The organism is Rhizobium sp. SVR5-9E (assembly GCF_056755095.1).
This window is the reverse complement of sequence record NZ_JBNDHS010000039.1, coordinates 13,475-39,457: the sequence shown is the minus strand read 5'-3', so window position 1 is coordinate 39,457 and position 25,983 is coordinate 13,475. Positions and strand designations below refer to the sequence as shown.

The 25,983-nt window shown below is 60.1% G+C and carries 33 protein-coding genes and 1 riboswitch; of the genes, 26 read left to right on the top strand and 7 right to left on the bottom strand.

The window, feature by feature from the left end; translation table 11 throughout:
• Nucleotides 1-23 precede the first annotated feature (23 nt).
• Nucleotides 24-407, top strand: coding sequence for a hypothetical protein (locus tag ACPYOJ_RS18215; RefSeq protein ID WP_481417500.1), 384 nt, complete (start codon nt 24-26; stop codon nt 405-407).
• A 5-nt stretch (nt 408-412) separates the two neighbouring features.
• Nucleotides 413-1,234: a TrmH family RNA methyltransferase gene (locus ACPYOJ_RS18210; RefSeq protein WP_481417499.1), complete on the top strand. Its 822-nt coding sequence runs from the start codon at nt 413-415 to the stop codon at nt 1,232-1,234.
• A gap of 1 nt (nt 1,235) precedes the next feature.
• Here ACPYOJ_RS18210 and ACPYOJ_RS18205 read toward each other — a convergent pair whose 3' ends face one another.
• Nucleotides 1,236-2,396 (bottom strand): hypothetical protein, encoded by a 1,161-nt coding sequence (locus ACPYOJ_RS18205; protein WP_481417498.1) that lies wholly within the window; start codon nt 2,394-2,396, stop codon nt 1,236-1,238.
• 118 nt (nt 2,397-2,514) lie between these two features.
• Nucleotides 2,515-3,111 carry a DUF1134 domain-containing protein gene (locus ACPYOJ_RS18200; protein ID WP_481417497.1) on the bottom strand — a complete coding sequence of 199 codons (597 nt, stop codon included), beginning with the start codon at nt 3,109-3,111 and terminating at the stop codon, nt 2,515-2,517.
• Nucleotides 3,112-3,296: 185 nt separating this feature from the next.
• On the opposite strand from ACPYOJ_RS18200, the gene chpT reads away from it, so the two are divergent.
• Nucleotides 3,297-3,947 (top strand): histidine phosphotransferase ChpT, encoded by a 651-nt coding sequence (gene chpT / locus ACPYOJ_RS18195; RefSeq protein WP_481417496.1) that lies wholly within the window; start codon nt 3,297-3,299, stop codon nt 3,945-3,947.
• A gap of 119 nt (nt 3,948-4,066) precedes the next feature.
• A complete protein-coding gene (locus ACPYOJ_RS18190; RefSeq protein WP_481417495.1) occupies nt 4,067-4,429 on the top strand; it encodes a response regulator in 363 nt (120 codons plus the stop codon).
• Between the two features lie 206 nt (nt 4,430-4,635).
• Here the strand turns inward: ACPYOJ_RS18190 and ctrA are convergent, their stop codons facing one another.
• On the bottom strand, nt 4,636-5,337 hold the full coding sequence (gene ctrA / locus ACPYOJ_RS18185; protein ID WP_003542362.1) for a response regulator transcription factor CtrA: 702 nt from the start codon (nt 5,335-5,337) through the stop codon (nt 4,636-4,638).
• Nucleotides 5,338-5,779: 442 nt separating this feature from the next.
• Here ctrA and ACPYOJ_RS18180 point away from each other — a divergent pair, with 442 nt between their 5' ends.
• Nucleotides 5,780-6,130 carry a flagellar export protein FliJ gene (locus ACPYOJ_RS18180; RefSeq protein WP_168832487.1) on the top strand — a complete coding sequence of 117 codons (351 nt, stop codon included), beginning with the start codon at nt 5,780-5,782 and terminating at the stop codon, nt 6,128-6,130.
• 111 nt (nt 6,131-6,241) lie between these two features.
• Here the strand turns inward: ACPYOJ_RS18180 and ACPYOJ_RS18175 are convergent, their stop codons facing one another.
• Nucleotides 6,242-6,520, bottom strand: a complete 279-nt coding sequence (locus ACPYOJ_RS18175; RefSeq protein ID WP_481417494.1) for a GNAT family N-acetyltransferase — start codon at nt 6,518-6,520, stop codon at nt 6,242-6,244.
• A 106-nt stretch (nt 6,521-6,626) separates the two neighbouring features.
• Here ACPYOJ_RS18175 and ACPYOJ_RS18170 point away from each other — a divergent pair, with 106 nt between their 5' ends.
• A complete protein-coding gene (locus ACPYOJ_RS18170) occupies nt 6,627-7,094 on the top strand; it encodes a paraquat-inducible protein A (RefSeq protein ID WP_481417493.1) in 468 nt (155 codons plus the stop codon).
• Between the two features lie 23 nt (nt 7,095-7,117).
• Here ACPYOJ_RS18170 and sciP read toward each other — a convergent pair whose 3' ends face one another.
• The 3 genes from sciP to cysQ all read right to left on the bottom strand — a co-directional run bounded on the left by sciP (nt 7,118) and on the right by cysQ (nt 9,523).
• The gene (gene sciP / locus ACPYOJ_RS18165) at nt 7,118-7,393 is read right to left on the bottom strand and encodes a CtrA inhibitor SciP (RefSeq protein ID WP_168832490.1); all 276 of its coding nucleotides are present in this window, start codon (nt 7,391-7,393) and stop codon (nt 7,118-7,120) included.
• Nucleotides 7,394-7,570: 177 nt separating this feature from the next.
• The gene (locus ACPYOJ_RS18160; RefSeq protein ID WP_481417492.1) at nt 7,571-8,608 is read right to left on the bottom strand and encodes a DUF2793 domain-containing protein; all 1,038 of its coding nucleotides are present in this window, start codon (nt 8,606-8,608) and stop codon (nt 7,571-7,573) included.
• Nucleotides 8,609-8,713: 105 nt separating this feature from the next.
• Nucleotides 8,714-9,523, bottom strand: a complete 810-nt coding sequence (gene cysQ, locus ACPYOJ_RS18155) for a 3'(2'),5'-bisphosphate nucleotidase CysQ (RefSeq protein WP_481417513.1) — start codon at nt 9,521-9,523, stop codon at nt 8,714-8,716.
• A gap of 476 nt (nt 9,524-9,999) precedes the next feature.
• Here cysQ and ACPYOJ_RS18150 point away from each other — a divergent pair, with 476 nt between their 5' ends.
• The 20 genes from ACPYOJ_RS18150 to crcB all read left to right on the top strand — a co-directional run bounded on the left by ACPYOJ_RS18150 (nt 10,000) and on the right by crcB (nt 25,927).
• Nucleotides 10,000-10,902, top strand: a complete 903-nt coding sequence (locus tag ACPYOJ_RS18150) for a branched-chain amino acid ABC transporter permease (RefSeq protein WP_481417491.1) — start codon at nt 10,000-10,002, stop codon at nt 10,900-10,902.
• Between the two features lie 4 nt (nt 10,903-10,906).
• Nucleotides 10,907-12,298: a high-affinity branched-chain amino acid ABC transporter permease LivM gene (gene livM / locus ACPYOJ_RS18145; protein ID WP_481417490.1), complete on the top strand. Its 1,392-nt coding sequence runs from the start codon at nt 10,907-10,909 to the stop codon at nt 12,296-12,298.
• A complete protein-coding gene (locus tag ACPYOJ_RS18140) occupies nt 12,298-13,179 on the top strand; it encodes an ABC transporter ATP-binding protein (RefSeq protein ID WP_481417489.1) in 882 nt (293 codons plus the stop codon). Before livM ends, ACPYOJ_RS18140 begins: the two co-directional genes overlap by 1 nt.
• Entirely contained in the window at nt 13,179-13,907 is a 729-nt protein-coding gene (locus ACPYOJ_RS18135) for an ABC transporter ATP-binding protein (protein WP_481417488.1), read from the top strand. The genes ACPYOJ_RS18140 and ACPYOJ_RS18135 overlap by 1 nt, the downstream gene beginning before the upstream one ends.
• A 24-nt stretch (nt 13,908-13,931) precedes the next feature.
• Nucleotides 13,932-14,285: a DUF6867 family protein gene (locus ACPYOJ_RS18130; RefSeq protein ID WP_481417487.1), complete on the top strand. Its 354-nt coding sequence runs from the start codon at nt 13,932-13,934 to the stop codon at nt 14,283-14,285.
• Nucleotides 14,286-14,404: 119 nt separating this feature from the next.
• Nucleotides 14,405-15,532 carry a branched-chain amino acid ABC transporter substrate-binding protein gene (locus tag ACPYOJ_RS18125; protein ID WP_481417486.1) on the top strand — a complete coding sequence of 376 codons (1,128 nt, stop codon included), beginning with the start codon at nt 14,405-14,407 and terminating at the stop codon, nt 15,530-15,532.
• 152 nt (nt 15,533-15,684) lie between these two features.
• Nucleotides 15,685-16,653, top strand: coding sequence for a 2-hydroxyacid dehydrogenase (locus ACPYOJ_RS18120; RefSeq protein ID WP_481417485.1), 969 nt, complete (start codon nt 15,685-15,687; stop codon nt 16,651-16,653).
• A 371-nt stretch (nt 16,654-17,024) separates the two neighbouring features.
• Nucleotides 17,025-17,846 carry an urease accessory protein UreD gene (locus tag ACPYOJ_RS18115; protein ID WP_481417484.1) on the top strand — a complete coding sequence of 274 codons (822 nt, stop codon included), beginning with the start codon at nt 17,025-17,027 and terminating at the stop codon, nt 17,844-17,846.
• Nucleotides 17,847-17,862: 16 nt separating this feature from the next.
• Nucleotides 17,863-18,165 carry an urease subunit gamma gene (locus ACPYOJ_RS18110; RefSeq protein ID WP_168832500.1) on the top strand — a complete coding sequence of 101 codons (303 nt, stop codon included), beginning with the start codon at nt 17,863-17,865 and terminating at the stop codon, nt 18,163-18,165.
• Nucleotides 18,166-18,174: 9 nt separating this feature from the next.
• The gene (locus ACPYOJ_RS18105; RefSeq protein WP_481417483.1) at nt 18,175-18,429 is read left to right on the top strand and encodes a DUF1272 domain-containing protein; all 255 of its coding nucleotides are present in this window, start codon (nt 18,175-18,177) and stop codon (nt 18,427-18,429) included.
• Nucleotides 18,430-18,439: 10 nt separating this feature from the next.
• Entirely contained in the window at nt 18,440-18,745 is a 306-nt protein-coding gene (locus tag ACPYOJ_RS18100; protein ID WP_481417482.1) for an urease subunit beta, read from the top strand.
• Between the two features lie 23 nt (nt 18,746-18,768).
• On the top strand, nt 18,769-19,176 hold the full coding sequence (locus ACPYOJ_RS18095; RefSeq protein ID WP_481417481.1) for a lysozyme inhibitor LprI family protein: 408 nt from the start codon (nt 18,769-18,771) through the stop codon (nt 19,174-19,176).
• Between the two features lie 2 nt (nt 19,177-19,178).
• The gene (locus tag ACPYOJ_RS18090; RefSeq protein ID WP_481417480.1) at nt 19,179-19,820 is read left to right on the top strand and encodes a Urease operon accessory protein; all 642 of its coding nucleotides are present in this window, start codon (nt 19,179-19,181) and stop codon (nt 19,818-19,820) included.
• A 3-nt stretch (nt 19,821-19,823) separates the two neighbouring features.
• Nucleotides 19,824-21,536 carry an urease subunit alpha gene (gene ureC / locus ACPYOJ_RS18085; protein ID WP_481417479.1) on the top strand — a complete coding sequence of 571 codons (1,713 nt, stop codon included), beginning with the start codon at nt 19,824-19,826 and terminating at the stop codon, nt 21,534-21,536.
• Between the two features lie 194 nt (nt 21,537-21,730).
• Nucleotides 21,731-22,270: a redoxin family protein gene (locus tag ACPYOJ_RS18080; RefSeq protein WP_481417478.1), complete on the top strand. Its 540-nt coding sequence runs from the start codon at nt 21,731-21,733 to the stop codon at nt 22,268-22,270.
• Nucleotides 22,271-22,485: 215 nt separating this feature from the next.
• Nucleotides 22,486-23,370, top strand: coding sequence for a GGDEF domain-containing protein (locus ACPYOJ_RS18075; protein WP_481417477.1), 885 nt, complete (start codon nt 22,486-22,488; stop codon nt 23,368-23,370).
• Nucleotides 23,371-23,449: 79 nt separating this feature from the next.
• Nucleotides 23,450-23,929 (top strand): urease accessory protein UreE, encoded by a 480-nt coding sequence (ureE, locus tag ACPYOJ_RS18070; RefSeq protein WP_168832508.1) that lies wholly within the window; start codon nt 23,450-23,452, stop codon nt 23,927-23,929.
• Between the two features lie 6 nt (nt 23,930-23,935).
• On the top strand, nt 23,936-24,607 hold the full coding sequence (locus ACPYOJ_RS18065; protein WP_481417476.1) for an urease accessory protein UreF: 672 nt from the start codon (nt 23,936-23,938) through the stop codon (nt 24,605-24,607).
• A 73-nt stretch (nt 24,608-24,680) separates the two neighbouring features.
• Nucleotides 24,681-25,292, top strand: a complete 612-nt coding sequence (ureG, locus tag ACPYOJ_RS18060) for an urease accessory protein UreG (RefSeq protein WP_481417475.1) — start codon at nt 24,681-24,683, stop codon at nt 25,290-25,292.
• 67 nt (nt 25,293-25,359) lie between these two features.
• A riboswitch (Fluoride riboswitch) is annotated at nt 25,360-25,421 on the top strand.
• Nucleotides 25,422-25,495: 74 nt separating this feature from the next.
• Nucleotides 25,496-25,927, top strand: a complete 432-nt coding sequence (crcB, locus tag ACPYOJ_RS18055; RefSeq protein WP_481417474.1) for a fluoride efflux transporter CrcB — start codon at nt 25,496-25,498, stop codon at nt 25,925-25,927.
• Nucleotides 25,928-25,983: the final 56 nt, after the last annotated feature.

Here is a 25,983-nt window from a genome sequence, read left to right as displayed (position 1 = left end):
AGTATTTTTTGCAGGACGCCACAATGACCAAAATCGAGACAGACGATCAGGAAGAACAGTCCCTTGACCCGGCAATGGAAAGTGTCCGGCGCAAGATGGTGCGGTTGCAGATCGTTTCGGGCGTCATCATGTTCGTGAGCCTTATGGCGGTCTTCGGCGCCGTTGTCTACAAGACGATGAAGGCGGAACCAGCCGAAACGGCCGCTGCCTCCGGCTCCGGCGTTCCTTCGGATGCGCCGGTCAGCTCCACGGTTTCGCTGCCGCCCGGTTTCGCCGTGCAATCCACATCTTTGTCAGGAGACCGGATTCTGTTCTTCGGCCAGTCTGCCGACGGAAAGCGCAAAGCGCTGGTCTACGACATCAAGGCGGGCCGCTTGGTCGCTGACATCACCGTCGGCGGCAATTAGCGCCGATGGCTGCGCCTCCCGTCACGATCGAGAGCGCGGATGACCCGCGCATTGCCGAATTCCGAGCGATCCGCGAGCGCGACCTGACCGGCAGGCAGAACCGCTTCTTTGCCGAAGGCACCGTCGTGCTGCGGATGCTGGCTGAAGCCCATTTGGCAGGGCGCGGCTTCAAGACCGAGAAGGTGCTGCTGCTGCGCAACCGCGTCGAAGGCGTTTCCGACATCATTGCGCGGTTTCCGGCGGAGGTTCCAATCTACGTCGCCGAGGCCGACGTCCTCGACGGCATTGTTGGGTTCCATCTTCATCGCGGCGTCTTGGCGATCGGAAAAAGGATCGAGCGCAGCGAGAGCCTGCTCGACTGCCTGCCCGATCGCGCGCTTGTGTTGGTGGGTTGCGGTATTTCCAACCACGACAATGCGGGTTCGATGTTTCGCAATGCGGCGGCCTTCGGTGCGGATGCCGTTTTTCTCGACGAGACATCCTGCGACCCGCTTTACCGCAAGGCGATGCGCGTTTCCGTCGGCTCGGTGTTGAGTGTTCCCTATCAGCGCGACGGCAGCGCTCTGGACATTCTCGCCGCGCTTGCGGCACGGGGCTTCGATATCTGGACTTTATCGCCACGCGGCGAGACGGATATTCGCGCGATACCGTCGTCAGATCGCATCGCGCTCGTCGTCGGAACGGAAGGAGAAGGATTGCCGGAAACAGTCCTGGCGCGCTTCAGGAGCGCGCGCATTCCGCAGTCCGCCGGCCTGGACAGCCTCAACGTTGCAACGGCGACCGGGATCGCATTGTTCGCAATCTCGTCGGCTGTGGGCCGGGTCTGACTTAGCCCGGCTCCGAAAGGATCGTCGCAGCGCGCTCGGCGAGGCTCACGCGTTCGCCTTGTTCCTTGCCGGCGCCTTCCGGCAAAAGGTCACGGATCGGCGAGGACGGACCTTCGTTGATAACGGTCAGCGCGACCATGCCGGCAGCGATCGAGGCGATCTCTTCGCGCATTGCGCTGTCGTCGGCTGTCGTCGTCTTTGCCTTGGCGATGCGATCGGAAATGGCTGCGCTGCGGGCACGAACTTCCTCGGCGAGGCGGGCGGCAACGGCTGCTGGATCAAGTTCGGGCGCTGGAGCGCTTTCCTGCATCGTTTCCTCCGCGGTGGTTTCGACAATTGCCTCCGCCAGCCCGGCGGCACGAAGCGCACGGTTCGCCTGGCGCAAACCGGCTTTGGTTGCCTTCAACTGCTCCTTGAGCTTGGCGACTTCCTGCTGGCGCCGCCCAAGCAGCGTTTCCTTGTCGGCAGCAGCGGTCGCGTCACGGGCACCCTTGTCTTCCAGGCGGAGCACCTTGTGTTCCTGCTGCGTCAACTTCTGCTCGGCATCCTTGGCGCGCTTCTGCAGAAGGTCGACGTCCTTGCGCAGCGTATCGCGTTCGTCGCGCAGCATGTTGGCCCGCGATTTCAGGCTTTCCATCTCCGTTTGCTGCGCAGCCATGTCGATCTTGAGGTTGTCAGACTGTTCGGCAAGCTTGTTCAGACGGCTGCGTAGGAGATCGAGTTCGGTTTCCTTTGCAGAGCTCGCCTGCTCGGCCATGTGCAGGCTCGTCTTCAGCTGGCTGATGTAAGTCTCGTCCTTGCGAAGATGAGATCGGAAATCAGCGGCCTCGAGGTTCAGATCTTCGATCTGCGCCTTCAAAGCGCCGACTTCGGAGGAGAGGCGACCGGCATCGAGGGCGAGAGCGTCATGGCGAAGCTTCAAGGAAAGAGATTTTTCGCGCTCCCTTGTCAAATCCTGGGCCGTCCTGGCATTCTCGGCCGCATAGAGTGCCCTCACCATGTCCTTCTGCGCGCGAACCTCCTGCGGGCTGAGCGGCATGGTCGCCTTCATCCGGTTTTCCGTATACCAGACGATGCGGCGATGGATGGCAGGCGAGATCAGGAAGACGAGGAACGCCGCCGTCAGGAAGCCCAGTCCGAACAGAAGTGCATACTCGATCACGGCGCCGCCATTGCCTCAGAATTGATTTGCGTCAGCGCCAATGATTAAGCGCGCACCAAGCGCAGGGCAAGTGGCGGATGGGTGACGGCGGGAGAGAAACCGCCACCGGACTGCAGGTTCAGAAGGGGTTCCAGGTCGGGCCCGGGGTGATCTTCAGATAGCCGACATTGACGCCGAGACGCGCGCCGATGCCGGTGCGGATCGGAACCACCAGAACATTGTTGTTCTTGAGGAGCGTCATGCCGAAGCCGGCAACCACGAAAGCCTGACCGCTGACGCCGCCGAAGCGGGCATAGATGCTGTCCACGGAAGGCAGGTCATAGACCAGCATCATCACGCGCGTGCCCTGGCCGCCATAATCAAGACCAAGGGAGGGGCCTTGCCAGTAAAGAGGATGTTCGCCGGCATTCTTGGTGTTGAGCTGGCCCTCGCCATAGGTAAGGCCGGCGATGAAGGCGCCGGATCCTTCCTGTCCGAGGATGTAGCCGTTCGGCAGTCCGTATTTCTGAAAGGCCGCCTCAATGACCTTGGCAAGGCCGCCGCTGGTCGAGCCGAAGAACGAGTGGCCGGCGTCGATGATCTCCTGGACGGTGTACTGGTTGCCGCTGGCCTGCTGGGCTGCGGCCTCCTGCGAGGAGAGCATAAATGCGGATATGGTCAGCGCGACGAGAAGCCGGCAGAAGCCGATAAATCTTCTGGGGGATTGAAGGCGCATGGTGTGATCCGTTCGTCATGGTCGGTTCGATGAGCCGTTTCCGGCAATAGACACATTTTGCGCCGATCGTCTTAACAATCGGTTTACCAAATATGGTGTCATTATGGCGGCGAGTACGGCGCAAACTTCGTGCAATTTTGATCAAGCAAGATATAGGCGGATGGATCCACCGCCCTCAGGAGACGATGATGTCCAGAAATCCTAATCTTACATTGACCGGCCCCGACCTGGCCGCGCTACTTTGCAGCCGAGTTTGCCACGACGTCATCTCGCCGGTCGGCGCGATCAACAACGGTCTGGAACTGCTGGATGAAGGCGGGGCTGATTCCGACGCCATGGACCTGATCCGCACGAGCGCGCTCAATGCTTCCGTTCGCCTCAAATTCGCACGCCTCGCATTTGGCGCTTCCGGCTCGGTCGGCGCTTCGATCGATACCGGTGAGGCAGAGCGCGCGGCCAAGGACTTCGCTGCCGCGGAAAAGAAGACCGAGGTTACCTGGAACGGCCCGCGCGCCATCGTTGCGAAAAACCGCGTGAAGCTGCTGCTGAACCTTTTTCTCGTCGCCTATTCGTCGATCCCGCGCGGCGGTTCGCTGGAAGTGACGCTCGAAAATCCCGAGTTCGATGCGAAGTTCAAGATCATCGCGAAGGGCAAGCTGATGCGCATGCCGGGCAAATTCGTGGAGATCACCTCTGGTCAAATCGAAGAGGCGATCGATGCCCATTCGATCCAGCCCTACTATGCCGTCTTGCTCGCCGAAGAGTGCCGGATGGAGCTCGGCCACAGCCAGACGGGCGAAGAAATCATCTTCACTGCGGAGGCCGTGGCCGCCTAGTTTTATGCCCGCATCGCTGCCGTCTGTCCCGATTTGGGTAACACTTCCTTAGCCTAATCGACCTATCCTCGAAGACTAAGGAAGCGCCACCGGTATAGAAGTGGAGCGAAGGAGCAGTCATGCAGCGGTTCATGATCACTGATAGTTCGGATGTCGTGCGCAAGGTGGGTAAACGTATCCTTTCCGAGCTCGATTTTCTGGTCAGTGAGGCGTCAAATGCAAGCGAAGCGCTCTCCCGCTGCCAGACCGAACTTCCCGAATACTTGATCGTCGACTCCGGCATGGACGGTGCGCTCGAACTGATTTCCGCAATCCGCGCGATGGAAGGTGGCAAAGAGGTCAAGATTTATTACTGCGTAATCGAGGCCGATCTGAAAAAGCTGATGGCCGGCAAGCGGGCAGGGGCAACCGACTTCCTGCTGAAGCCGTTCGACCGCAAGATCCTGACGGCAGTCTTCGGCAACCGGGCAATCGCCGCCTGATTTCTTGACAATGAAGCTGTCTTCCTCCGTCATGCTCGGGCTTGTCCCGAGCATCTGCCACCCACTACTGTGTCGTAGATCCTCGGCACAAGGCCGAGGATGACGCGTCTGGGATGGGCGATCTCGTCAACAAGCTCATCCACCGCAAACGAAAAATCCCGCCGGGGAGGGCGGGATCTCTCAGTCGAAAGGGGACGTTCGGCGTCTTAGGCGGTCTCGGCGTATTCAGCTCCATCCGGCTCGCGCAGCACGTAGCCGCGGCCCCAGACGGTTTCGATGTAGTTGGCGCCACCGGCAGCATTTGCGAGCTTCTTGCGCAGCTTGCAGATGAACACGTCGATGATCTTGAGTTCCGGCTCGTCCATGCCGCCGTAGAGGTGGTTCAGGAACATTTCCTTGGTGAGCGTCGTACCCTTGCGGAGCGAAAGCAGCTCCAGCATCTGGTATTCCTTGCCCGTCAGGTGAACGCGCTGGCCGCCGACTTCGACAGTCTTGGCGTCGAGGTTGACGATCAGCTCGCCCGTCATGATGACGGACTGGGCATGACCCTTGGAGCGGCGGACGATCGCATGGATACGGGCGACCAGTTCGTCCTTATGAAACGGCTTGGTCATGTAATCGTCGGCGCCGAAGCCGAGGCCGCGCACCTTGTCTTCGATGCCTGCCATACCGGACAGGATGAGGATCGGCGTCTTGACCTTGGACAGGCGGAGAGTGCGGAGCACTTCGTATCCGGACATGTCCGGAAGATTAAGGTCGAGAAGGATGATGTCGTAGTCATAGAGTTTGCCGAGATCGACGCCCTCTTCACCGAGATCGGTGGTGTAGACGTTGAAGCTTTCGGACTTGAGCATTAATTCTATGCTCTGCGCTGTCGCGCTATCGTCTTCAATAAGTAGTACCCGCATTATTATCCCCTTTGCCGCCGCCGAAAGGTGGGCTGGCCCCCTACGCGATACCGAATGCTTTCACTGCGTGATTTGGAAGCTGCCACGAAATGGTTAACAAATTCTGATTCACTCTGGCAAGAGGCAATGAATTTATTAAGCAATCGATCCATTCCGCTGTTTTCCAATGACAATTCGCAAAGCCTGATCCTCAACTGCTACATTAAGAAGGGCGGGTAAGCGATTCATTCGACTCACCAATGAAAAGGTTTCGGAAATCGCGTAGTGATATTTACCGACCCTTAAATCATCGGCACTATCATTAACGATGCCCGTAAACGAAAGGTTACCAGCGGTAGGTTTTTGTTAATACCGCTGAAAATTTTTCAGGCAGACCGTCTCAAAGCGGTGCGCGGCGGGCAATTTAGTAAAGCCGGGATCTCGCATCACTGGAGTAATGCGTATGAAGTCGCGTGAGAGCCTAGTTCGCCTGAAGGAGTTTCAGGTGAACGAAAAACGACGTCAGCTGCAGCAGTTGCAGATGATGATGTCGGAATTCGAACGGATGACGAAGGATCTGGAGAGCCAGATCCTCGTCGAAGAGAAGAAGTCCGGCATTTCCGACCCGAATCACTTCGCCTACCCGACCTTCGCTAAGGCGGCACGTCAGCGTGCCGACAATCTTCAGGTTTCCATCAAGGAATTGAAGATGCAGGAGGAAACGCTCGAGCAGGCGCTGGAGGAGATGCAGGCGGAATACGCCCGCGCAAGTGCGCTCGAAGAGCGCGATGGCGCCGTTCGGGCCCGCGCCTGAACGACGAGCTGAGGATGCCGGCTGCGGCATCCCGGGGAATCGCCTGAAGAAGCCATGTATGATGGACATCGAAGTCCGTCATACATGGCTTTTGGTGCTGAGCTCTTGCGGTCAGTTCACCACGTCGCGCCATTCATCATGTCGCTGCGCTTGCGCCTTGAAGAACGGGCATAGCGGAAAGATCTTCCATCCGCCCTTTCGCGCTTCCTCGACGGCGTGAAGTGCCAGTGCCTGGCCGACGCCCTTGCCGCGCAGGGCATCCGGCACGCCAGTGTGATCGATGATGATGAGTTTCGGTGACGTGCGGGAATAGGCCATTTCGGCCTCGTGCCCGTCAACCTCGGCCACATACCGGCCGCCGGACGCATTTTCTTCGTTGCGAATGTTCATTGTATTTCTCCGGAAACTGATGTTGTTGACGCGGACCGTGACATGCCGGCGCAGCCGTGCCAAGCCGGTGCAAGCGGCAACACACTGTTCAACCGAGGGATGCTCGATGAAAAGATTGGCGGCGATCCGGCCAGTTCTGCTTGTTGCGGCCCCGTTCTTTCTGGCGCTCGGGCTGGTTTTGCCGCTGATCCGATTCGAGAAACTCTATTTCTTCGATGAGACGCCGTCGCTGGTTCAGATCGTTTCCTCGCTCTGGAGCGGAGGGGACATCCCGCTTGCACTTATCGTCGGGCTGGTTTCGATCGTACTGCCGGTCCTGAAGATGATCGGGATTGCCGCCGAGGCGGTGGCTGCCGACGGCGGAACCGGCAGCTGGTTTTATCGTCACGCCGTGCCGTATCTGTCCAAGTGGTCGATGATGGACGTGCTTCTGGTGGCGATCGTGATTGCGGCGGCGAAGACGACGGGTTTTGCGGATGCTTTCACCCAGCCCGGCCTCTGGTGCTACGCTGCCTCAACAATAATTTCGGGCCTTCTTCACTCCCTTCAGGGAAATGCGTCCGGCCCGAAATGATGTTTTTGCCTGGGGCAGATGGTTCAGTGACGGTATTGCTGGATACGCGTCGTGCGCAGGCCGGCAAGGCCGTGGCTGTTGATCGACGACTGCCAGGACAGGAATTCTTCGACGGTTAGCGTGTAACGCTCGCAGGCTTCTTCCAAGCTCAACAGGCCACCGCGAACCGCCGCGACAACCTCAGCCTTACGACGGATAACCCAGCGCCGCGTGTTGGGCGGCGGAAGATCCGCTATCGTCAGCGGGCTGCCATCGGGGCCGATGACATATTTTACTCGGGGACGTATCACTTCGGTCATTGGACTCTCTACACAACTCAAGACCACGCGGGCACTCTAGCCCGTCACATTTAAAAATTGACTAAGCGCTTAGTAACACTTTGATAACAACTTTACCTGCCGCCTCGCGACGCAGGCGCGGCCGCAATCCTGCTGTCCGTCGCCTGCGTTTTCCAGGAAAACGATGCTGGATTCCGTTCAGATCAGAATGGCGCTGACCTCAGTCTTTCCGGCGCCGAACTCGTATTGAGCGGTCCCGGAGTGAATGATCGAGAGCCAGTCGCCGCTTGCAAGCTCAGCGAGACCGAAGGCCGTCTCGCGGGTTGCTGCCGTCGAGGCTACGCCCGCCACGGCGGCAAGCGTATTGGCGCCGTTCGCCTCGAGCCGTGCCCCGTAGGCCGAGGATGTCACCGTGCTTGTTGTCAGGAACAGCAGGTAAAGCCCTGTTGCCGGAATGATCAGCCTGTTGCCGGAGCCGGAGGGAACAGCAGCGCCGAGCGCGAATCCGCCTTGCTGCACATGCAGGGTATCGAAACCCGTCCTGCTGTTGTTTGCCGGTGTTGACGTCGCTGCGGCAAGCGAGGCCCGGACGATAGGGCGCGCCGGCGTTTTCACGATGCCGCCCGCCGCAATTGCCAGGGCGGTCTGCCAGCTTGTGCCGTCGCCACTCACTTTGATTGCGAATTCATCGTTACCGGCGAGTCCCATTTCTGCGCGGCCTGACCAGCCCGACTGGAAGAGCAGGGAGGCGGTATCGCCCGCGGCGGCTTTGTTGACCTTGACCTGATGCCCTTGGCCTTCATGGCTGAAGAGGCTGGCATGTGCCGCGACGGCAAGCCGGTTCGTGGCATCGGCCGTGGCGTTGAGGCCGAGAAGCGGCAAGCTGCCTGGGACGGGCAAAGAGAGGTCGCTCCAGAGGCCGGCCTGCAGGACGCGGAACCGGCCTGTGTCGAGGAAGAAGGCGCGCCAGCCTTCGCGCGGACTGATGTAGAGCCAGGCGCCGTCCTGGCGGAAAGCGAGCCTGCCTTCCTTGCCGGTCCAAAGACCGCCGGCACTGGGCGCAATCAGATAGCAGTCACCTTCCGACGGGGTTTCGGGAGGTACTGCCGCTTCTTCTTTCACTGTCAGCTGCACAATGGCGTCGAGACGCTGCAGCGCCTCGTTATGCGTCACGTGCTTCTGAGATTGTGAGGGGAGAATGTAGGGGAGGGCGAGATTAATTGTTTCGTCTGACAAGGTGTGGCCTCCGGTTGGCGCAACGGCGCGGTTATTGCCGCATCGTAAGGCCATCCCTAGGGTGCGCTGACGAAAACGCCCTTCCTCTGTTGATTTCTAAGGATTTTATTCGGAAGTCATGCGCATCCGCGCGGGGTTCACCTTGCCGCCCCAGGCGATAAAGTCGGGATTGGCGAAGTCGAAATCCGCGTTGGCGCCGGTCTTTCCATAGGTGAGAGGCGATCCGTCCACGGTGACCGTCGTGCCGCCCGCCGCCCGCAGCACGGCATCGCCGGCCGCCGTATCCCACTCCATTGTGCGACCGAAGCGCGGATAAACGTCTGCCTTTCCCTCAGCGAGGAGGCAGAATTTCAGTGAGGAGCCGATATTCGTGCATTCCGAAATCGCTTGTTCGAAAAGAAATTTGTCGGTCGCAGGACTGTTATGACTCCGGCTTGCGAGGGCAAGACGGTTGAGGGGCGGCTCCCGAACCGCAATCGGGACGCGCTCAGTCACCGTAAAATCGACGCCAACGATGAGTTTTTCGGCATGTCCTGCTTCGCCCGCGAAAGCGACGCCGAGTGCCGGTGCATAGACGATACCGGCAACCGGGATGCCATTCTCCACATAGGCGATGTTGACGGTGAATTCGCGCCGCCTGTCGACGAATTCACGTGTGCCGTCGAGCGGGTCCACAAGGAAAAAGGCCTTTCCCTCGACATCCGGCACTTGACCGGCCGCTACCGATTCTTCGGCGATCACGGGAATATCGGGATAGCTGCGGGCAAGATGCGCCAGGATAATGCGCTCTGCCTCCTCATCTGCGCGAGTCACCGGGCTGGAGTCTGCCTTCATAGCGACGGCGCAGCCCTCTTCGAAGATCGTGATGATCACTCCGCCCGCTTCGAGTGCCGCCTTTTCGAATATCTCCAGCATCTTTCCCTCAAGGAACGCAAACATCTGAAAGCTCTTTCGGCAGTATAGAGATAAATAGGGGATGCGAGCCAGTTTTTGCGCGGCAGCGGAAATTCGTCAGAAACGGATGGTATGCATCGAGATATTTTTTCGCGCGTCGCTAGCAGATTCGGTGTAAAAATTGCTCAGAAATCCGGTTCGTGGAATAAGTAATAGCTCGGCGTTGGGGGCATGTTGCTGGTTCTTTGAGGCTGTTTGGTTAATCCACATTCCGGTTCCGGCTAAAATTTCATCGAAGAATGCCTGTTTTGTGTGGATTTTGATCCGAAACGCGCCATCTGCGTCCAGTTGAACAAGAATCTGACCCAGTAAAGCCTTTTTGTCTTCACATTTTCGCGGAAAGCGGTATGGATTGCCGCTTATAAGGTTCCGGCAAAAGCGGAACTGCACACCAAAAAGAGATGCAGCGCGCGGCTCGCATCCAGGGGAAATGATATATGGAGTACTTCGTCCAGCAGCTCTTTAATGGGCTGACGCTCGGGTCCATCTATGGCCTCGTCGCAATTGGCTACACGATGGTTTATGGCATTATCGGCATGATCAATTTCGCCCATGGCGATATCTTCATGCTCGGCGGTTTCGCTGCCCTCATCGTTTTTCTCGTTCTGACATCCATCTTCGCAGGCCTTCCCGTAGCCGTTCTGCTGCTGGCCATGCTTGTGGTTGCGATGCTGATGACGAGCCTGTGGAATTGGACCATCGAGCGCGTTGCATACCGGCCGCTGCGAGGCTCTTTCCGGCTGGCGCCGCTGATTACCGCGATCGGCATGTCGATCACGCTGTCCAACTTCATTCAGGTGACGCAGGGTCCGCGCAACAAGCCGATTCCGCCGCTCGTAAGCAAGGTTTACGCCATCGGTGGTCTCTCGATTTCGCTGAAGCAGATCATCATCATCGTCATCACGGGGGTGTTGCTTGCTGCCTTCTGGTATATCGTCAACCGCACGGCGCTCGGACGCGCCCAGCGTGCGACGGAGCAGGACCGGAAGATGGCCGCGCTTCTCGGCGTCAACGTCGACCAGACGATCTCCATCACCTTCGTCATGGGCGCCGCACTGGCCGCCGTCGCCGGCACCATGTATCTGATGTACTATGGCGTTGCATCCTTCAGCGATGGCTTCGCGCCGGGTGTCAAAGCCTTTACCGCAGCCGTTCTCGGTGGCATCGGCTCGCTGCCGGGTGCCGTTCTCGGCGGGCTGATGATCGGCCTCATCGAGTCGCTGTGGTCCGCCTATTTCACGATCGCCTACAAGGATGTCGCAACCTTTGCGATCCTCGCTTTCGTCCTGATCTTCAAGCCGACCGGCATTCTCGGACGGCCGGAAGTCGAGAAGGTATAACATCATGGCAAACATCGAAAATTCTGCTGGCAAGCCCGCACCGGGGCTTGTCCGGAAGGGCCTGACGGAAGCCTTCTTCGCGGCCCTCCTGTCTTTCGGCCTGTTCGTTCTCTATGTCGGGCTCAAGACCGATCAGAACATCAACAACGAGCTGGTCATCGTCCAGCGCTGGGGCCTGCTGGCCAGCTTCGTGGCGATCGCCGCAATCGGCCGCTTCGTCGTCGTTGTCTTCGTCAGGCCGAATATCGACCGGCGGAAGCTCGCGAAGGCAAAGCACGGCGAGCTGGAAATCTCGACGGAGAAGGGCTTCCTACGTCAGCATTTCCTGAAAATCGCTCTAGTCGCGCTGCTGTTGTATCCCATGGCCATCTATGCGCTTCTCGGCGCGCAGGGTTCGCTGAAATGGGTCGACAACTTCGGCATCCAGATTCTCATCTATGTCATGCTCGCCTGGGGCTTGAACATCGTCGTTGGCCTCGCCGGCCTGCTTGACCTCGGTTACGTCGCCTTCTACGCGGTCGGCGCGTATTCCTATGCGCTGCTTTCCAGCCATTTCGGCCTGTCTTTCTGGGTCCTGCTGCCCCTGTCGGGTATGCTGGCCGCACTCTGGGGCGTCATCCTCGGTTTCCCGGTGTTGCGCCTGCGCGGCGACTACCTCGCCATCGTTACGCTCGCTTTCGGCGAAATCATCCGTCTTGTGCTCATCAACTGGACGGATCTGACCAGAGGTACCTTCGGTATTTCCGGCATCCCGAAGGTGACCCTGTTCGGCATTCCCTTCGATGCGACGTCCGGCGGTTTTGCCAAGCTTTTCGGCCTTCCGATGTCGTCGGCTTACTACAAGATTTTCCTCTTCTATCTGATCCTCGCTCTCTGCATGGTGACCGCCTATGTCACGATCCGGCTTCGCCGCATGCCGATCGGCCGCGCCTGGGAAGCTCTGCGCGAGGACGAGATCGCCTGCCGCTCGCTCGGGATCAATACGGTCACGACAAAGCTCTCTGCCTTTGCGACGGGCGCGATGTTCGGCGGCTTCGCCGGTTCGTTCTTCGCAGCGCGCCAGGGCTTCGTTTCGCCGGAATCCTTCGTGTTCCTGGAATCAGCGGTGGTTCTCGCCATCGTCGTCCTGGGCGGCATGGGCTCGCTAACCGGCATCGCGATCGCTGCCATCGTCATGGTCGGTGGTACCGAACTGCTGCGCGAAATGGACTTCCTGAAGGTCGTGTTCGGCCCGGATTTCACGCCGGAACTCTACCGCATGCTTCTCTTCGGCCTCGCCATGGTCGCCGTCATGCTGTTCAAGCCTCGCGGCTTCGTCGGCTCGCGTGAACCGACTGCTTTCCTCAAGGAGCGGAGGGCAGTATCCGGAACCTTTATCAAGGAGGGGCACGGCTGATGAGCCCCGTAGAGATGACGACTACCATGTCCACGGATACCTTGCTCAAGGTCGAGCACCTGTCGATGAAGTTCGGCGGCTTGATGGCTATCAACGACCTATCCTTCGAAGCCAAGCGAGGCGACATCACCGCGCTGATCGGTCCGAACGGTGCCGGCAAGACCACCGTCTTCAACTGCATTACCGGCTTCTATAAGCCCACGATGGGCATGATCACGCTGAAGCAGCAGCACGGGAAAGAGTATCTGCTGGAGCGCCTGCCGGATTTCCGCATTACCAAGGAAGCCAAGGTCGCACGTACCTTCCAGAACATCCGGCTGTTTTCGGGCCTGACGGTTCTGGAAAACCTGCTCGTCGCCCAGCACAACAAGCTGATGAAGGCATCGGGTTACACGGTTCTCGGCCTGCTCGGCATCGGCCCCTACAAGAAAGAGGCCGCCGCAGCCATCGAGCGCGCACGATTCTGGCTGGAAAAGGCTGATCTGATCAGTCGTGCCGACGACCCGGCGGGCGATCTCCCTTATGGTGCGCAGCGGCGTCTGGAAATTGCCCGCGCCATGTGCACCGAACCCGAACTGCTCTGCCTGGACGAGCCGGCCGCAGGCCTTAACCCGCGCGAATCTGCCGCCCTTAACGCACTGTTGCGGGGAATCCGCGCAGAAACCGGCACATCGATCCTGCTCATCGAGCACGACATGTCGGTGGTCATGGAAATCTCTGACCATGTCGTCGTGCTGGAATACGGCCAGAAGATCTCCGACGGCACGCCGGAGCACGTGAAGAACGACCCGAGGGTTATCGCGGCCTATCTCGGTGTTGAGGACAAAGAAGTGGAGGAGGTCATCGCAACCGTCGAGAACCTCGAAGGGGGCGTAAATTGATGGCCGGTGAACAGCTTCTCAAGGTTCAGGGCGTCGAAACCTACTACGGCAATATCCGCGCGCTCGCAGGCGTCGATGTCGACGTCCATAAGGGTGAGATCGTCAGCCTGATCGGCGCCAACGGCGCCGGGAAATCGACGCTGATGATGACGATCTGCGGTAGCCCGCAGGCTCGCAAGGGCGCCGTCATCTTCGAAGGTCGCGACATTACCCGCATGCCGACGCACGAAATCGCCCGGCTTCGCATAGCACAGTCGCCGGAAGGCCGCCGCATTTTCCCGCGGATGACCGTCACGGAAAACCTCCAGATGGGCGCGGGCCTCGATAACCTCAAGCATTTCAACGAGGACGTCGAGAAGATCTTCACGCTGTTCCCGCGTCTCAAGGAACGTCACGCGCAGCGCGGCGGCACGCTTTCGGGCGGCGAACAGCAGATGCTGTCGATCGGCCGTGCGCTGATGGCACGCCCGAAGCTCCTGCTTCTCGACGAACCGTCGCTCGGTCTTGCGCCGCTGATCGTCAAGGGCATCTTCGACGCGATCAAGAAGCTCAACGAGCAGGAAGGCTTGACCGTTTTCCTCGTGGAGCAGAACGCATTCGCTGCGCTGAAACTCTCGCATCGCGCTTACGTGATGGTGAACGGCAAGGTGACGATGAGTGGTTCGGGCAAAGAGCTGCTCGCCAATCCTGAAGTCCGTGCCGCCTATCTCGAAGGCGGAAGACATTGAGCCGGTAGAAAAGGAGAGTTTGATATGCAGGGACTTTTCTTTGAGGCAGATTCTGGCGTGCGGATGGCCATCCGCGGACTTGTGATGCTGATTGGCTTCTGGACGGCGTGGCGTGCGGGCAGGGCTGCGGCTGAAAGCTGGAGCAACTATCCGCAGGTCATCGTCTATACTTTCCTCCTCGCCTGGGTGATGCAGTTCCTGCATCACGCCCTCTTTGACGGGCCGATGCTCAGCACCTTCTATTATGTCATCGATTTCGTGCTGCTGCTTGTCTTCTCGACGGCAGGTTTCCGCTATCGCCGCACCAATCAGATGGTTAACAACTATTACTGGCTGTACGAAAAGACATCCGCGTTCTCGTGGAAGAACAAACATTGACAGCCCGTTGAAACTAGGCATGAATTGCCTTCAGAGTGGAACAGCTTTCCTGGCGCAGTGATGGTGGGCAATGCGCCGGGTCTTGGACCAGAACCCGCCCAAATAATTGGGAGTAAAATATGAAGAAGTCTCTTCTGTCGGCAGTGGCTCTGACGGCGTTGGTCGCCTTCAGCGGCAACGCGTGGGCCGACGTTCTCATCGGCGTCGGCGGTCCGCTGACCGGCCCGAATGCTGCTTTCGGCGCTCAGCTTCAGAAGGGTGCCGAGCAGGCAGTTGCCGACATCAACGCGGCAGGCGGCATCAACGGCGAGCAAATCAAGCTCGAACTCGGTGACGACGTTTCGGACCCGAAGCAGGGCATCTCGGTCGCCAACAAGTTCGTCGCTGACGGCGTGAAGTTCGTCGTCGGCCACTTCAACTCGGGCGTTTCGATCCCGGCGTCTGAGGTGTACGCTGAAAACGGCATCCTCGAAATCACCCCGGCTGCAACGAACCCGGTGTTCACCGAGCGCGGCCTTTGGAACACCTTCCGCACCTGCGGACGTGACGACCAGCAGGGCGCGATTGCCGGCAAGTATCTTGCCGATCACTTCAAGGATGCCAAGATTGCTGTCGTTCACGACAAGACCCCTTACGGTCAGGGCCTTGCCGACGAAACCAAGAAGGCTCTGAACGCCGCTGGCGTCACGGAAGCCATGTACGAAGGCATCAACGTCGGCGACAAGGACTTCTCCGCGCTCATCGCCAAGATGAAGGAAGCCGGCGTCTCGATCATCTACTGGGGTGGTCTGCACACCGAAGCGGGTCTCATCATCCGCCAGGCTGCCGACCAGGGCCTGAAGGCGACGCTCGTTTCGGGTGACGGTATCGTCTCGAACGAACTCGCTTCCATCGCTGGCGACGCGGTTGCCGGTACGCTGAACACCTTCGGCCCGGATCCGACCACCAACCCGGCCAACAAGGAACTCGTAGAGAAGTTTAAGGCTGCCGGTTTCAACCCGGAAGCTTATACCCTCTACTCCTACGCTGCAGTGCAGGCGATCGCTGGTGCTGCCAAGGCAGCCGGCTCGGTAGACCCCGAAGCCGTTGCCGCAGCGATGAAGGAAAAGGGCCCGTTCCCGACGGTTCTCGGCGACATGTCCTTCGACGAAAAGGGCGACCCGAAGCTCCCGGGCTACGTCATGTACGAATGGAAGAAGGGTCCGGACGGCAAGTACAGCTACTTCCAGCAGGAAGCTGCCAAGTAAGCTTTGCTTGAACGGTTCACACCGCTTACAGGAAGCCCGGTCTCGACCGGGCTTCTTTGTTTTTGAAGCCGCCTTCGGCGCATAGCCGTTTGCATTCCGGCCACGCTCAGCTAACTGTTGGCCCCACCAGAATTCAGAAACGGAAGTTCCCGATGTCCCGACCGCGCATCCTCGTCACCCGCCGCTGGCCCTTTGCTGCCGAGGCGGCGCTTGCGGAGCGCTTCGACGTGACGTTCAACCAAGCCGACATCCCGCTGAATACCGATCAGTTTCGCCAGGCGTTCTCGGAGTATGACGCGATCCTGCCCACCGTCTCGGACAAGCTGCCAGCCGCTGTCTTCGCGGGCGATGTCCGCACGAAAATCCTCGGCAATTTCGGTGTCGGCTACAACCACATCGACATCGCCGCAGCCAAGGCCAAAGGCATCGCGGTCACCAATACGCCAGGGGTGCTGACTGACTGCACCGCGGATATCGCCATGCTGCTGCTGCTAGCAGTCGCCCGCCGCGGCGGCGAGGGCGAGCGCCAGGTGCGTGCCGGCGCCTGGAGCGGTTGGTGCCCGACGCACATGATCGGAACGAAGGTGACCGGCAAGACGGTCGGCATTATCGGTTTCGGCCGCATCGGCAAGGCCTTTGCCCAGCGCTGCCATTTCGGCTTCGGCATGGATGTCGTCTTCTATAACCGGTCGAAGGTCGATGAAGCCGAGGCGGCGCGTTACGGCGCACGTCAGCTTGCGACGGTGGAGGAGGTGCTGGTCGCCTCCGATTTCATATCGCTGCATTGCCCGGGCGGAGCCGAGAACCGGCATCTGATGAACGCGGAACGCTTTGCGGCAATGAAGCCGGGTGCGTTTCTGATCAATACGGCGCGCGGCGACGTGGTCGACGAAGCGGCGTTGATCGGCGCTTTGGATAGCGGCACGATCCGCGGCGCAGGCCTCGATGTTTATGAAGCTGAGCCGCAGGTGCCCGAGAGACTGAAGGCAATGGAAAACGTCGTCCTCCTGCCGCATCTCGGCAGTGCGACGGAGGAAACCCGGACCGCGATGGGCATGAAGGTGGTGGACAACATCACCGCCTTCTTCGAGGGCAGGAAGCCGCCGGACAGGGTGGCTTGAAAGAACAACATCCTCCTCACCAACAAAATCTAGCACTTAGCTAAAGCTAAGATGCTGATTTTGTATCCTCTCCCCGCTGGGTAAGAGGAAGGAGTGCCACGAAGAGACTTGCCCTTCTCCCCTCGGAGAGAAGGTGCCGGCGGGCGGATGAGGGGGCGGGGTACTGTTCACGTCTCATGCAGCATATCGGCTGCCGTTACCTGACCATCCGAGTGGCAGATGCTGCTTTTTAAGGCGTATTCCATACGCTGCCAAACCCGTCTGCCGCGGCTGCGGCCGGTTCGGCGGATGGCACAAAGATTGCTCACTTAAAATATTTGCCGGATTGAATGAGAACAGCCGGGCAAACGGCGAAGGCGCAGGGAGACGGAATGACGACCGTGGCGGCGACCACCAGACCGCAAAGGGCCGAAGGGCGCGGGCATCTGGCCGCAAAGCTGCTGGACGGGCGTGCGCGTATCCGCGAACTCTACCAGGAGGGTGCCGCCAAGATCCGCCTGCCGGAGACCTTCGATGCGTCCATGGAGGCGGTCATCATCAATACGGCCGGTGGGTTGACCGGCGGCGACCGGATGAACTGGAGCGTCGTCGCAGGACCCGGCACGCGTATCGACGTAACCACGCAGGCATGCGAGAAGATCTACAAGGCATCGGCTGGCACGGCGGAAGTAATGACCACGATCACGGCGGGCGCGAATTCGCGCATCGACTGGCTGCCGCAGGAGACCATTCTCTTCGACCGTGCGTCGCTGTCTCGCCGCCTCGATGTCGATCTTGACGAGACCGCGGAATTTCTCGCCGTAGAAGCAATCCTGCTCGGCCGCAAGGCGATGGGCGAGGTCATGGAGACCGGGCTTTTCTGTGATCGCTGGCGTATCCGCCGTGCGAGCAGGCTGATCCATGCCGAGGAGCTGCGGCTTGACGGTGCCGTCAACGCGCTCACGGCTCGCCAGCCCGTCCTGAGCGGGCAGGTTGCCTTTGCGACGCTGCTTTATGCCGGACCGCTTGCCGATAGCTATCTCGTGAAGGTCCGGCCGCTCGTCGAGGGCCACATGGCGGGTGCGAGCGCATGGAATGGAAAGCTCGTGGTGCGCGCTGCAGCAGCCGATGGCTTCGCCCTCAGAAAAATCCTGATCCCGGTCATTTCCGCCTTGCGCAACGGAGCGCCTGTGCCGAAAGTCTGGAACCTCTAATCTGAACGGATGAATGATGAACCTCACTCCAAGAGAAAAAGACAAGCTGTTGATTTCCATGGCAGCGATGGTGGCACGGCGGCGTTTGGAGCGCGGCGTGAAGCTCAATTACCCTGAAGCGATCGCCCTGATCAGCGACTACGTCGTTGAAGGCGCGCGTGACGGCCGCCCGGTCGCCGAATTGATGGAGGCGGGAGCCCACGTCATCAGCCGCGATCAGGTGATGGTGGGCATCGCCGAGATGATCCATGACGTTCAGGTGGAAGCGACGTTCCCCGATGGAACCAAGCTCGTCACTGTTCACGAACCGATCCGCTGAGGAAAAGCGATGCTGGAACTTCGTCCGAACTGCGAATGCTGCGACACGGAGCTGCCGCCTGAAAGCCGAGAGGCGATGATCTGCACGTTCGAGTGCACCTTCTGCGCGGACTGCGTGGATGGTGTGCTGCAGGGGCGGTGCCCGAACTGCGGTGGCGAATTCACCCGCCGTCCCGTGCGTCCGACCGCTATGCTTGCCAAATATCCGGCATCGATAAAGCGCGTGCTCAAAGCAGAAGGTTGCGCGCCGCAAAGGGCGGCGTGAGGAGAACGACATGATCCCAGGCGAAATCATTGCCGCGAGCGGCGACATCGAACTGAATGCCGGTCAGCCGACCGTGACGCTTGAGGTTTCGAACACCGGTGACCGCCCCGTGCAGGTTGGCAGCCATTACCATTTTGCGGAAACCAACGCGGGACTTTCCTTCGATCGTGACAAAGCCCAGGGCATGCGCCTCGATATACCGGCAGGCACCGCCGTTCGGTTCGAGCCGGGCCAGACGCGTTCCGTGACGCTGATACCGCTTTCCGGCAAGCGCGAAGTCTACGGCTTCCGCCAACTCGTGATGGGCAAGCTCTAAGAAAAAAGACGGGAGACAATTGAATGCGATCGACTCTGTACCTGGTCGCCGCGGCAGCAGCGCTGATGGCCAGTACCGCGCAAGCTCAGGAGGCGGATTGCAAGAATCCGCAGACACAGGCCGATATGACCTTTTGTGAGCAGTCTCGCTACGAGACTGCAGATACGGCACTGACCGAGCAGTGGAAAAAGACGCGCGCGGCACTGGCTGCGACGGACAAGGATCTGGATGAGAATGATCGCGGCGCCGAGAAGGCGCTGCTGACGGCCCAGCGCGCCTGGATCTCCTATCGAGACGCTCATTGCCAAGCCTACGGCTTTCAGGCGCGGGGCGGTACGATGGAGCCGATGCTGGTTGCCGGCTGCCTTGCCGATCTCACGGACGAACGGACCAAGCAGCTCAAAGAGCTCTCCGACGCGATGGGGAACTGAAGGTGACCCGGAAGATCGTGATCGTCGGCAATGGTGAAATCGGCAGGGAAGGGGCCGCGGCAATCGCCGCTGCGGACTTCGTCATCCGGTTCAACGAGTGCCGCTCCTATGCTGCAAGCCCGGGCCGGACCGATGTGGTCGCCGTCTGCAATACCGGCAGACCGGGGAAGGCGATGATTGGTTCGGATGCCTGGCGGAACCATCGCGCCGTCATCGAAGCCTCCGAAATTTGGAGCGTCCGCGACCCCGAAAAGTTTGCCGCTTTCAAGGCGCCGCTGGCCGTTTCACATCCTGACCTCGATGATTTCTGCGATGATTATACGAGTCAGTTCAATGTCTTCTGCGAGGATGCTGGCAAACGGCATGTGGTCGTTCAGAAATCGATTCATGAAGCCGTAGAAGCTGAGCTCGCCGCTTTCAATCCCGCACCCTACGTCGTTCCGAGCAGCGGCATGATCGTCATCGCCGAGACGTTCCGGCAGTTTCCCGATGCGGATATCTTGCTCTCCGGCTTCAACCATACCGGCTGGGAATGGCATCCCTTCGCCGCCGAAAGGCAGCTCGTTGACAGCTATGTCGCCGCTGGCCGCATCACGCGGCTTCCAAGGGCGAACGCATCCCTTTCTTCCTCCCAAGGAGCCTGACCGATGCCCCATAAGATTTCCCGCGCCGCTTATGCCAGCATGTTCGGTCCGACCGTCGGCGACAAGGTGCGGCTTGCCGATACGGAACTCTTCATCGAGGTCGAGAAAGATTTCACCACCTATGGCGAAGAGGTGAAGTTCGGCGGCGGCAAGGTGATCCGCGACGGGATGGGGCAGAGCCAGGTGACGCGCGCCAGCGGTGCGGTCGACACCGTCATCACCAATGCCGTCATCGTCGACCATACCGGTATCGTCAAGGCCGACATCGGCCTCAAGGACGGGCGGATCGTGGCGATCGGCAAGGCCGGCAATCCGGACACGCAGCCGGGCGTCAACATCATCGTCGGACCGGGCACGGAAGCGATCGCCGGCGAGGGCAAGATCGTGACGGCGGGCGGCATGGATAGCCACATCCACTTCATCTGCCCGCAACAGATCGAGGAAGCGCTGATGTCAGGGCTGACCTGTATGCTGGGCGGCGGGACAGGCCCTGCCCACGGCACGCTGGCGACGACCTGCACGCCTGGACCCTGGCATATCGCTCGGATGATCGAGGCGGCCGATGCCTTCCCGATGAACCTTGCCTTCGCAGGCAAGGGCAACGCCTCCCTGCCGGGGGCACTGGAGGAAATGGTGCTTGCGGGCGCCACCTCGCTGAAGCTGCACGAAGATTGGGGCACGACGCCGGGCGCCATCGATTGCTGCCTCTCCGTCGCCGACCAGTATGATGTGCAGGTGATGATCCACACGGATACGCTGAACGAAAGCGGCTTCGTCGAGGATACGATCGGCGCCATCAAGGGCCGCACGATCCATGCGTTTCACACCGAAGGCGCCGGCGGCGGCCATGCGCCTGACATTATCAAGATCTGCGGCCAATCGAATGTCATTCCGTCTTCGACCAATCCGACGCGGCCCTATACGGTCAACACGATCGCGGAGCATCTCGACATGCTGATGGTCTGCCACCACCTGTCGCCGTCGATCCCGGAGGATATCGCCTTTGCCGAAAGCCGCATCCGCAAGGAGACGATCGCCGCCGAAGACATCCTGCATGACCTCGGCGCCTTCTCGATCATCTCATCCGACAGCCAGGCCATGGGGCGCGTCGGCGAGGTGGCGATCCGCACCTGGCAGACCGCCGACAAGATGAAGCGCCAGCGCGGCCGGTTGAGGGAGGAGAAGGGTGACAACGATAATTTCCGTGTCCGCCGCTACATCGCCAAGTACACGATCAATCCGGCGATTGCCCACGGCCTGTCGCACGAGATCGGTTCGGTCGAAGTCGGCAAGCGCGCCGATCTCGTCATCTGGAATCCGGCCTTTTTCGGCGTGAAGCCCGACATGGTGCTGCTCGGCGGCTCGATTGCTGCCGCTCCCATGGGCGATCCGAACGCCTCGATCCCGACGCCGCAGCCTGTGCACTACCGTCCGATGTTCGCATCCTACGGCAAGAGCCTGACGAATTCCTCCGTGACTTTCGTCTCGCAGGCGTCGCTCGATGCGGGTCTCAAGGGACGGCTCGGCGTCGCCAAGGACCTGATCGCGGTCAAGAACACCCGCGGCGGCATCTCCAAGGCGTCGATGATCCACAACAGCCTGACGCCTGATATCGAGGTCGATCCGGAAACCTACGAGGTTCGCGCTGATGGTGAATTGTTGACCTGCGAACCGGCGACAGTGCTGCCAATGGCGCAGCGTTATTTCCTCTTCTAATCGGACCGATTGACCTCATCTTTATGCAGTTGCCGCAGGCGCCATGCACCTGCGGAATGGCTGTTATGCGCCGCGGTATTTTTGTTTCTTTCATGCTGCATTGCCGCGAATTCTTCGCTAGTGAGGACTCTCCATTTTCGGGGTCGCGGATTTTCCCAAGGTTTGCCGCAGACCCTCCCACGAAGGAGATTTCGATGATCGGCAAGAAGGTTCCCACCGTTGTTTTCCGCACCCGCGTCCGCGACGAGGCCGTTGGCGGTCCCAATCCGTTCCGCTGGGAGGACAAGACGACCGACGACTACTTCGCAGGCAAGCGCGTCATCCTCTTCTCGTTGCCCGGCGCGTTTACGCCGACCTGCTCGACCTATCAGCTGCCCGACTTCGAAAAGCTTGCCGGCGAGTTCGGTGCCGAAGGCGTCGACGAGATCTACTGCATCTCCGTCAACGATGCCTTCGTGATGAATGCCTGGGGCAAGTCGCAGGACCTCGAAAACGTCAAGCTTATCCCGGACGGTTCCGGCGAGTTCACGCGCAAGATGGGCATGCTTGTCGCGAAGGACAATCTCGGCTTCGGCATGCGCTCCTGGCGCTATGCGGCGATCGTCAATGATGGCGTCGTTGAGCACTGGTTCGAGGAAGAGGGTTATTCCGATAATTCCGATACGGATCCCTACGGCGTCTCTTCGCCCCAGAACATTCTGGAAGCCCTGAAGTCTGTCAAGCAGGCCGCCTGACAGGCCAAAAATCATCGCTAAAAACAGCGGGGCTCGGCATTTGGCCGGGCCCTTGCTTTTAGAGATGACTATGCAGCTTTAGCGTGCATCCGTCGCCGTGAAATTGGTGTTCACAAGCTTGGGATGGCAGGCATTTTAACGATCGCCTTAGGTGGTTGGAAGCAAATCGCCCTTTAATCAAACGCTATCGCGGGAGATCGGAGAGGTCGATCAAAATGAAAAGATGGATTTCGCTCCAGGCCGATCTCCGCAATTTCCAGCATAGGCGCACGGTCTATGTGTTCGCGCTTAAGATGAGCTTTCTCGCCGTCATTCTGTCGGCGCTTGTGATTGCCGCGATGCTGCCGACGCTCGACTACATCGGCTTCCTGCCTCTCCCTTTGGTGCATGCCATTCAATTCGGCGTCATTCTCTCGTGGCTCGTCTGTGGCGTGGTCTGCGGCGTGCTTTCGCTGATTGTCGGCCACGCGATGCACCATTTGACAGTATCGCGGGCGGAGTTCGAAAAGCTGAGCCGCACCGATGTGCTCTCCGGCCTATTAAACCGTCGTGCCTTCACCGAAGCGCTGGACGGGATCGATGACGGCGCCTCGCTGGTGATCTTCGATGTCGATCGCTTCAAGGCGATCAACGACCGTTTCGGCCATGCCTGCGGCGATGCCGTCATCGTTGCCCTATCCACAATTCTTGCGTCGGCCTTTGGCGCTCCTTCGGTCGTCGCGCGTCTCGGCGGCGAAGAGTTCGGTGTGATCGTTGCCGGCGGTGACGTTGAAGAGCGGCTGGAGCGGATCGAGTCGGTGAAGGCTCAGATCGCCCGGCGCCCCCTCGCTGCCGATGGCTGCGATATCGCGATCACGATTTCGGCTGGCATCGCCGATCTTCTGCCCGGACGCAGCAAGGACTCTATTTACACGGCGGCCGACAAGGCGCTCTATCTGGCAAAGGCGCTCGGCCGAAACCGCGTCGTTCACGAGAGACACGGGCTGAACTACGCCCTGCATCGCCATCTCATCGAAAGTGGCCTCGGCGTTCAGGGGGCTGATCCGGAATACGACGACGCGCCCCGCGCCTCCAGAGCATTTCAAGGCTCCGGCAGATAACTCGCTTGCAAAGCGCATTGGCGCTTGCGCCGGCAGGCGCTATTTTGCATGGTCGTGACCTCACAGAAACGGACATGTCATGCAGCGCGTTACCTCATATCTTCGAGCCGGAACCCCGTCTTCCAACCCCATCGGCAAAGTCGTTCTGCCGCACGATCTGAGGCATCTGCGCCGCAAACTCCTGCATCTCGAAAACGGCGACATGGTCATGCTCGACCTGAAGGAGCCGGTGCTGTTTGCAAGCGGTGATATGTTGGTTCTCGAGGATGGGGAACTCATCGAAATCCAGGCTGCCGACGAGAAGCTTTTCGAGATCCGAGGCCGCGACCGGATGCATCTCATCGAGCTTGCCTGGCACCTCGGCAACCGGCATCTCGGGGTGCAGATCGAGGAAGAGCGCATGCTCATCCTGCGCGACCACGTGATCCGGCCGATGCTCGAGGGGCTCGGCGCGACCGTCAACGAAGTCACGGAGCCGTTCCAGCCCGCGCGCGGCGCCTACCATTCTCATGGCAACCATTCGCACGGGCACGACCACGGCCATCACGCGCATGATTGAGCCGCAATGACCGAGGGCGGCGACCTCCAGGCTCTGCTCCGTCTCATGACATGGCTCTCGCCGGCCTTTCCGGTCGGCTCGTTCGCCTATTCCGGCGGGCTCGAGCGCGCCGTCCATGACAGGCTCATCACGGATTCGGCATCGCTGGGCGGGTGGATCGAGACGCTGCTTTCTAATGGGAGCACATGGAACGATGCGGTGCTCTTTGCGGCAAGCTGGCGGATGCAGGCGAATGCGCGAGAGCTTGCAGAGCTTGCCGCCCTGGCGGAGGCCCTGGCAGGATCACGGGAGCGCCACCAGGAGACGATGCTGCTCGGCGAGGCGTTTCTGACGGCGGCGCGCGCCTGGCCCCATCCCCTGTTTGATCGCCTGCCGCGGGCCGCCGCCTATCCGGTTGCCGTCGGTGCGGTTGCCGGGGCGCATGGCATAGAGCTGCAAAAGGCGCTCGCTGCCTTTCTGCATGCCTATGTCTCGCAAGCGGTGTCGGCGGGCATCAGGCTCGGTGTTGCCGGCCAGAAGGACGGCGTGGCCATCCTGGCGCGGTTGGAGGAGACGATTGCCGCCATAGCGCATCGTGCAGCCGGCTCGACCCTCGACAATCTGGGTTCGGCAGCCGTTCAGGCCGAGATCGCCTCGCTGCGGCACGAAACGCAGACGACACGGCTCTTCCGCTCCTGATCAGAGCGTCTGCGTCATTTGCCGGTGGCAGCGCCGGGATCACGGCTATCTTCGGCCGAAATGGAGTGTGGAAATGAAATCGAGAAACGGACCGCTTCGCGTCGGCATCGGCGGACCTGTCGGGTCGGGAAAGACGGCACTGACGGAGAAGCTTTGCAAGGCGATGCGCGACGATTATTCCGTCGCGGTGGTCACCAATGACATCTACACGACCGAGGATGCCGAAGCGCTGATGCGCATGCAGGCCTTGCCATCGGAGCGCATCGTCGGCGTCGAGACCGGTGGCTGCCCGCATACGGCAATCCGCGAAGACGCCACGATCAACCTCCAGGCAATCGCCGGTCTCACCGAGCGCATTCCCGATCTCGATGTCGTCTTCATCGAATCCGGCGGCGACAACCTGGCAGCGACGTTCTCGCCTGATCTGGCCGACATCACCATCTACGTGATCTCCGTCTGCCAGGGCGAGGAGATCCCCCGCAAGGGCGGCCCGGGCATCACCAAATCGGACCTGTTGGTTATCAACAAAAAGGACCTAGCACCTTATGTCGGTGCTGACCTCGACGTCATGGACCGCGATGCAACGCGCATGCGCGAGAGGCGTCCTTTCGTCTTCTCCGATATGAAACGCGGCGACGGCGTCGATGCCATCGTCAATTTCCTCAGGGAGCAGGGCGGCCTCTAATCCGGCGCGTCCAAATTGACGCGGGGCGTTGAGGCCGGTTGCATTGCAGGCGCGCCGAAGCTATCTTGCGCGCGATGGGGATGGAGTTCCCCCGAAACCGCCGTGATGGCTGATGACTCCTACCGCGATTCATTCGACGGTGGGAGTGTATCTACTGCCCGCCGCAGGCGGGCTTTCATGTCCGCCCGAACAGAGAGGCGTGCATGTCATTTTACACTTGCTTACTGATCATGGCTGGAGGCGCCTTGGGCACTCTGGCGCGTTATCTTGTGTCCGTTCTCGCGGCGCCCATCAGCGGCGATCTTCCTTGGGGCACGATCATCATCAATATCAGCGGGTCCCTCATCATCGGCCTGTTCGGAACGCTGACGCTCGCCCACGGGCGCTTTCCCGCCTCGGAAAACCTCCGGCTCTTCGTGATGATCGGGCTCTGCGGCGGCTATACGACCTTCTCTTCCTTCAGCCTGCAGACGCTGGATCTGCTGCGCTCCGGAGCCGTGACGCGGGCGGCCGTCAATATCGCGGCTTCGGTGGTGCTCTGCATCGCGGCAGTCTCGGCCGGCCATCTGCTCGCCTCCTATTTCAACGGCCGTGCGCCGCAGGTGGCACAGTTGCCGATTGCGGAAGAAGCGTGATGGTGAAAGGCTCCAATAGAAAAGCCGGGCTTGGCGCCCGGCTTTTCTGTCTCGCT